The sequence below is a fragment of the Nostoc sp. MG11 genome (assembly GCF_014904695.1).
Taxonomy (GTDB): Bacteria; Cyanobacteriota; Cyanobacteriia; order Cyanobacteriales; family Nostocaceae; genus Komarekiella.
On record NZ_JACXXN010000104.1, the window covers coordinates 1 to 6,149 of the forward strand.

Genomic DNA, 6,149 nt, shown 5'->3' on the forward strand with positions numbered 1-6,149 from the left:
ACAATTACAGCAGAGAGAATCTGATAACCAAAAGTAATTTTGCTACTATCCATATACTGAATGTGGTCAACTAAAGCTGTATTTCAAGCCCTAATTTTCTACCTTATTCAGTGACAGTGCGGCTTGTTGACAACAATGCCCGTGTTTGTTGTAGCTGCTTGTACTCATCCCAATTTCTGGGATTATAAGGTGATGACATTGATTCTTGAAATTCCCAGTTTTGAGAATTGGTATCGAATAACTCAATTGCTACATCAAAACCACACTTTAAAAATCTGCTGTATGATTCTTCCGAGCAAAGAATTGATTCGACAATTGCAGTCAAGAGTTTGAGGTTGGTTTCAGTAGCAGCACCTTCTTTGTGGAGCCATTCAATTGTTTCTATTAGCTGTTTTTTAGCAGAAGCCGCAGTTGATTCGGGTAGCGCAACAAATGGGGTAAAACCTGTTAGTTGTTTCATAATTCTTTTGGTGTGGCGACTCTGAGAGTGAATCGCCGTTATTGCTTATTAATTACCGTCTATTACTAGGTACAACTGCCTGACCGGGTGGTTGCAGAGATGCCCTCGCCTCTGCTTCCGAAACAAATGGTAGTGCTGGTGCAGTTTTATTGGCGTTATCAGCCCAGCGTTCATAAGTCTCATTAGTTACCCAATGAAGAGTCGCTCCAGATTCCGCACCGCTACGAATCATCTCTGCCGCAACGAGAGCGTCTTTCTCAAAATCAGACTGCGGGTTGCGGTACGACCACTGAATGAACCAATATGTCCCAAGCGCACCCTCCACTTTCTGAAACTCAGCGCAGAAAATGTAGTTTTTCAGTACCGAAGCAATTGCACCATAGCAAAACTCTTTGGGATCTCCCGGCATTCCCTCTTCACACCACTGCTGGAAGGCGCGATGGGCGAAGTGATTGTAGAGTCCGGCGAATGAATCTTTACTACGACGGTGGATCAGAAAACTAAGCAACATCGAAGCTGGGCCCTTAAACTGGTCTTTGAGTCCGCCTGCAACTGGAATTACCCATAGTTCGGTAAACGGTTCGTTGCTAAAGTTCTCGTTGATGGTGAGTAAACGGGCTGGGCGAGAGATTGCGATTGCAAAGTCTGCAAAGTTACCTTTGAGATATCCTCCAGCTTGTGCTTCTAGAATCGTCAGCTTTGGAGGACAATCGAGAAGAAATTGCCCGTACTCTTTAGCGCAATTGGCTTGCAGTTTAGGTTGGCTGGGTGGAATGAGAAAGACGCTGTTGTTGATGGTGATTGTTTCCATAATTGCATTGTTGTTGCTAAAAATTGCGTTGATATTGGATAGTGTTCGACTTAGCTATTTATGACAGTGCCAGGAATTGCTTTTAACTCATAAGTCAGAAGTTCAGCAATTTTGAATTGATAATGCGTGAATTTTGAATTGTTTTGATTTCAACGATTTCTTCCATGCATCCCATTACCTCACCCAAGTAATGCAGAACATCGCCTAAGTGAGTTGCTGCCTCTGGGTCAATCTTCTTTTCAGCAATCAACAAGAGCCAAGTTTCATTTTGTGCAATTGCCTGAATCTTCAGGTAGTACGAGTTGAAAGTTTTCAGTATTTCTATCGCTTCCATTGATTTATCCAATGAATTGTGTTGTTCTATTTCGATAAACTGATAATTTAGTTTTGCTCCTTGCCACACAGGTGGGTCTATCCTGCCCACCCGTTTCCTTACGCTGCAACTAAATCTTTCGCTTGTGGAACATACCTTTTTAAGCGTTCCCATTCGTCAGAAGTCAGTGCGTCAAATTCTTTGTCAAGTAATTCCTCTTCTGTTAGCGGTTGCTCTGTAGCCGTTGTTGATACTCTTGCCACCTTCAAAAAGTCATCAAGTCCGGCTACTGCATCAACCGGCTCGGCGTATCGAAGAGAATCGACTCCCTTAGACCAGTGCGTAAGGTATTAAAATATCACTCCAATCATGGAATGAGCTTTGTAGACTCGATAGTTTTTGGGGCAAGCTCCATTTACATACACGAGCTTGTATCCTGGGACTTCGATAATCTCTGCGTTGGGGTCTGTTGGAGGTAGAAGAATTTTCTCTCTTGGATCATCCAACTGGGCTGCTTGAAGAGAAAGCATGATTTCTATGATGATGAGTGTTATTAGCGATTTCGTCTTCAGGGGCGATTGCTAATCTTTGAAGACTGCAATCGCCCTTTCTAGCTTGGGAACTACGCCGCAACTGCTGGTCGGACTCCCAAGAACATAATCGCTTCAGAAGCACTTGATGCGAATCTGTTCATGCCGTATGTCCGTGGTCTAGAATACCAACCTTGGTAATTACAACCGATGTAGCCCACTAGTTGGTTATTCCGGTAAAGTTTAGTGCTAAAAGATAACCAGTCAATTTGAGGATGCCACAGATTGAACTTGACGCAAGCTTCCTCCAATTCCTCGCTCAGACGTTCGTTACGTTCCCGTAGCGTTTCTGGTAGAGTCGCTTTTACCTCTGCAACTCTTTTTGCGAACCAGTCCCGATCAAAGGGTAGCTGTCCGCCATCCACGAATTGCACCCATACTGTAATACCGCCTTCAATCCAGATGGTGCGGATTGATTCGGGCTGTGCTTGGATAATCTCGGCAATGATGCAGCGATCGTGAGATGTCAGGGGGTCTTGGGTTGGGGCTACAGCTTCGGCTATGGATTGCTCATCAGCAGAAGAACCAACGACTGCTTGCTGTATATGTGTTGTATAGGTCATAATAGAGTTCCTTGATGAAAGGGAAAAGGCGATCGCATACTTTGGACGGTGGCGATCGCTTTTATTTTGGATGAACAAAAGAGCGCTGTGATCCGAACACAGCGTTTTTCTGCTTTGAGCTTGAATCTCAATTCAGATAGAGCTTTGCTGCAATTAGCTTGGCTACTGTTACATAGCTTCGGTACGCTTTAATAGTGAAGCGTATCTTTACATTTTCCTAATTCTTAAGTTCATTATTACTGGCGAAGATTTCTAACTTTTTCCTCTGTGCTGGTACATTTGCAGCCCAGTTCAAAAATTAGCTGTTCGACTGCGGAAGCCAGAGTTTGGGGTTTGCAGTTTATTGGGACATTCAAGAGTTTGCATACTTTCGCCGCCGCAAAGTGACTAATGGTGATCCTGCGGCTTTCAAATTGGGCCATTTTTCTCCTTTTCTAGTTTGACTTCAAAGAATTAGCTTTCGCCTAGAAAGCTTTGCGTTATCTACCATCCAGCTTCTTTAAACACTCGAATCAGCTTGTGCCACGCCTGGAACTTTTGACACCCTTCGGGTAATGTAAACCTCGGTATAGGGATATTTTTTAACGTTTGAGTTGAGAAAGAGTCTATGTTTGTCTTTGATTCAGTCTCACCGCCACTTTCTGGCTTCAGTTGCCTTTGTTGTGTGCCGTTTTTTGGCTTACTAAGTTCAGTATAGCATTGTTCTAACGTTTGTGAACACTAGAACAATAATTTTTGCAAAACTTTATGCCACGATTAGATAAACAGTGTAAATAAGACCGCAATGACTGCAATGAATGAATAACAAGATGCAAAGAGGAAAAAGAGGAGATCCAAATTACAGACAGATTACAGCAATGGTTCCAAGAGATTTAGCCTTGAAGTTTAAAGCTCGATGCGCCGAAAAAGATGAAGATATGAGTGGCGTGGTTGAAGAAATTATTATGCGATGGCTTCAGGACTTAGACGAGAACTCATCCCGCAAAACAGATGTAACCGCAACTGTCTTTCTCCGGCTATTAGCCCAAGGTCAACGCCCAAGCGACACTGAGGTTGTTGAAGCAGCACGTGCATCTGATGTACAAACGAAAGAACTATTAATGTTGCGTGATCGGCTATTTCCAAACTCACGGGAAGAATAGACCAATTTCTTTTAAATCAAACAGACTGGTAATTAAATCATTTGCCAGTCCAGATATTAATCCTCCATAAAAATAGTTTAATCTTGTTCCGTCACCCGTTAAATAATCTGTTATATTTAAAACTGACTAACGTCATGACATCTAGAAGACAAGAATGTAAGCTAAAACAATGGATAGAAGAAGAAGCCCTGGTTTTCGGCAAGTCTGCGGACACGTACCAGATCAGCAATACAGAACCTTCAAGAGCGTCTGTGCTGAACAGGATATAACAGTTGCTGAAGCATTAGAGGAAGCGATCACGCTTTGGCTAAAACGCCAACAAGATGAACAGTGCATCCCACTGGCTGACAAGGTAAGCTCAGCCGCTTGATTCTAGCTGTCTTTTTAGGAGTCTAGTGTGTTGTCAAAAGTTTTATTTAACGGAAAAGAGAAGATGTACAAAAAATAACTTAAACCAAGCAACTAAAAAAAGGTCAGGTCAAGTAACGGAGAACCGTTTAACTAATAAATTAGCAAACTGCCCTCTTCCCTGCCTAACCAATATGTTTTTATTTAGTATTTCAAGGTTAACATTCCTCAGACAGGGATAGACAGGGGGTGCATCAAGATTTAGTGAACAGTTCTCCAGTAATTTTCTGGAGAAAGAGAAAATGCAACACTTTAACCCTTGGACAGGGCTAAAAATAGATCTGTTAAAAATTTCAGCGAGTTCTACTGAATTTCGTTACCCCGACACCACGTCCAAATCTCTAAATTTGCTTAAAAAAAGCGGTAATGTTAAAATCTCGGCGATTTTTGTCATCAACGCTGAGAAAGTACAAAAAGAGCAGGCTTCTCAAAATAAAGCTCTAATGCTAGTTGGAACACTGGAGGAAGAACATAATTGTGCTTTCCTTACTCCTGCATTCAACCAACTAACAAAGAAATACAGGCGACAATGGGTTGTTAGGGCGAAAGTAATTCTAAACACCTCTTCTATTTACTACAATAGGAGAGAGATATGCTGACACTAGATCGCTCCGAAACAACATCAGCACTCAATTACACCAATCTTAATACCAGCATCCAAGACACCTTAGCCGCCATTGACCGTTTTGAGTGGCAAGCAATAGAAGAATTAGCGGTGATGCGTGACAACCGCTATTACAAGGATGCTGGATACACCAGTTTTGAAAGCTATTGTGAGAAAGAACTTACCAGATATGGCGGTTACCGTCGTGTAAGAGATTTACTCGCTGCTTCTAAGGTGGTTGACACTCTGCCAGAGTCGCTTAGGGAAAAGATTACCAAACCTTCTCAAACTCGCCCCCTGCTCCGACTGGTCAGAACACCTGACAAGTTGCAGGAAGTTGTTACGATCGCCTCTAAAGAAAAAGCCTTCCCCACTGCCGCCGATTTTGCTAAAGCAGTAAGTGAGGTAGTACCTAAAACATCGAATTCTGCACGTAGTACCACAAAGCCGGAAAAACCTAAAACGCAATTGTGTCAAACGATCAAGGTTTCATCACAATTCCACCCCAGGTATGGTGAAGAAGGCGTGATTGAGGTAGACGCACCCAACACTTCACAGCAGATTGTGACTTTCGCTGATGGCGAGAGGCTGTTGGTAAATAATGCTGATTTGACTGATGAAAATGCCACAATTGCGTCATTTTCCACCCAGCGCAGATACCCCAAAGAATATGCCGAAGTGATTGCGGAGCTTAAAGAACAGCATAGGCGGGAGCTAGAGCAGATGGAGCAGGAGTTGAGGATTGGTCTGCAAACAGAAGCCAATGCCAGAGCGGAAACACAAATAAGAGAACAACTCGAATCATCCCAAAAACTTTACCAGCAGCAGAAGTCAGAAAACATAAAGTTACAGCAGCGCTTAGATGAGATGGAGGGGTTACGCCAGCTAGAACTGGAGAATCAGCGATTACAGCAGCGTATTGAGGAATTGGAAAACGCCGTAGAAGAACGCCCTACCCAGCAGTGGGGGAACACCATGACTACGCAAGTAACCAAGGCACTGAACAAGCAGGTGAAACTTGCTCTAGAGAAAACTATTGACCTGCGATCGCTTGCCACCGAACCGCCCAAGGAAAATGCCCAAGAATGCTTACGCTTGATGGGCATGGCTTTGGGGAATCTTGCCAGCGCCATGAATAACACCCAAGCGCTCCAAGCCGCCGCAATCATTCTGGGAAGTGAACCGACACAATCCGCGATCGCCTATCGAGCAGAGCAATTGGAAATGCTACCCCAAGCGGTTAGTGATATTCGGCGGG

General features: G+C 43.5%; 11 protein-coding genes. 4 read left to right on the forward strand and 7 right to left on the reverse strand.

The genetic code is table 11. The annotated features are described in order from the left end of the window. Positions 1–103: 103 nt before the first annotated feature. From HCR01_RS36470 to HCR01_RS40320, 7 genes are all read right to left on the reverse strand, one after another. Positions 104–460, reverse strand: a complete 357-nt coding sequence (locus tag HCR01_RS36470) for a hypothetical protein (RefSeq protein ID WP_193200775.1) — start codon at positions 458–460, stop codon at positions 104–106. Between the two features lie 52 nt (positions 461–512). Then, positions 513–1,271, reverse strand: a complete 759-nt coding sequence (locus tag HCR01_RS36475) for a hypothetical protein (RefSeq protein ID WP_193200776.1) — start codon at positions 1,269–1,271, stop codon at positions 513–515. Between the two features lie 94 nt (positions 1,272–1,365). Beyond that, positions 1,366–1,695 carry a hypothetical protein gene (locus tag HCR01_RS36480; protein WP_193200777.1) on the reverse strand — a complete coding sequence of 110 codons (330 nt, stop codon included), beginning with the start codon at positions 1,693–1,695 and terminating at the stop codon, positions 1,366–1,368. Between the two features lie 8 nt (positions 1,696–1,703). Then, positions 1,704–1,847 (reverse strand): hypothetical protein, encoded by a 144-nt coding sequence (locus HCR01_RS39645; RefSeq protein WP_226890039.1) that lies wholly within the window; start codon positions 1,845–1,847, stop codon positions 1,704–1,706. An 87-nt stretch (positions 1,848–1,934) separates the two neighbouring features. Then, positions 1,935–2,114 (reverse strand): hypothetical protein, encoded by a 180-nt coding sequence (locus HCR01_RS39650; RefSeq protein WP_226890040.1) that lies wholly within the window; start codon positions 2,112–2,114, stop codon positions 1,935–1,937. A 92-nt stretch (positions 2,115–2,206) separates the two neighbouring features. Beyond that, the gene (locus HCR01_RS36490; RefSeq protein WP_193200782.1) at positions 2,207–2,737 is read right to left on the reverse strand and encodes a hypothetical protein; all 531 of its coding nucleotides are present in this window, start codon (positions 2,735–2,737) and stop codon (positions 2,207–2,209) included. Continuing rightward, the gene (locus HCR01_RS40320) at positions 2,734–2,868 is read right to left on the reverse strand and encodes a hypothetical protein (protein WP_264299992.1); all 135 of its coding nucleotides are present in this window, start codon (positions 2,866–2,868) and stop codon (positions 2,734–2,736) included. Before HCR01_RS40320 ends, HCR01_RS36490 begins: the two co-directional genes overlap by 4 nt. Positions 2,869–3,534: 666 nt before the next feature. On the opposite strand from HCR01_RS40320, the gene HCR01_RS36495 reads away from it, so the two are divergent. From HCR01_RS36495 to HCR01_RS36510, 4 genes are all read left to right on the forward strand, one after another. After that, positions 3,535–3,879 carry a hypothetical protein gene (locus HCR01_RS36495; protein ID WP_193200778.1) on the forward strand — a complete coding sequence of 115 codons (345 nt, stop codon included), beginning with the start codon at positions 3,535–3,537 and terminating at the stop codon, positions 3,877–3,879. 169 nt (positions 3,880–4,048) lie between these two features. Beyond that, positions 4,049–4,249 (forward strand): hypothetical protein, encoded by a 201-nt coding sequence (locus tag HCR01_RS36500; RefSeq protein WP_193200779.1) that lies wholly within the window; start codon positions 4,049–4,051, stop codon positions 4,247–4,249. Positions 4,250–4,529: 280 nt separating this feature from the next. After that, positions 4,530–4,886, forward strand: coding sequence for a hypothetical protein (locus HCR01_RS36505; protein ID WP_193200780.1), 357 nt, complete (start codon positions 4,530–4,532; stop codon positions 4,884–4,886). Next, a partial coding sequence (locus HCR01_RS36510) for a hypothetical protein (RefSeq protein WP_193200781.1) occupies positions 4,880–6,149 on the forward strand: 1,270 nt, incomplete at its 3' end. The genes HCR01_RS36505 and HCR01_RS36510, both read left to right, overlap by 7 nt.

What these genes read in the sequence shown, in the direction of transcription:
- HCR01_RS36470 (WP_193200775.1), bottom strand. Translation starts at nt 460, where the DNA reads ATGAAACAACTAACAGGTTTTACCCCATTTGTTGCGCTACCCGAATCA.
- HCR01_RS36475 (WP_193200776.1), bottom strand. Translation starts at nt 1,271, where the DNA reads ATGGAAACAATCACCATCAACAACAGCGTCTTTCTCATTCCACCCAGC.
- HCR01_RS39650 (WP_226890040.1), bottom strand. Translation starts at nt 2,114, where the DNA reads ATGCTTTCTCTTCAAGCAGCCCAGTTGGATGATCCAAGAGAGAAAATT.
- HCR01_RS36490 (WP_193200782.1), bottom strand. Translation starts at nt 2,737, where the DNA reads ATGACCTATACAACACATATACAGCAAGCAGTCGTTGGTTCTTCTGCT.
- HCR01_RS36495 (WP_193200778.1), top strand. Translation starts at nt 3,535, where the DNA reads ATGAATAACAAGATGCAAAGAGGAAAAAGAGGAGATCCAAATTACAGA.
- HCR01_RS36500 (WP_193200779.1), top strand. Translation starts at nt 4,049, where the DNA reads ATGGATAGAAGAAGAAGCCCTGGTTTTCGGCAAGTCTGCGGACACGTA.
- HCR01_RS36505 (WP_193200780.1), top strand. Translation starts at nt 4,530, where the DNA reads ATGCAACACTTTAACCCTTGGACAGGGCTAAAAATAGATCTGTTAAAA.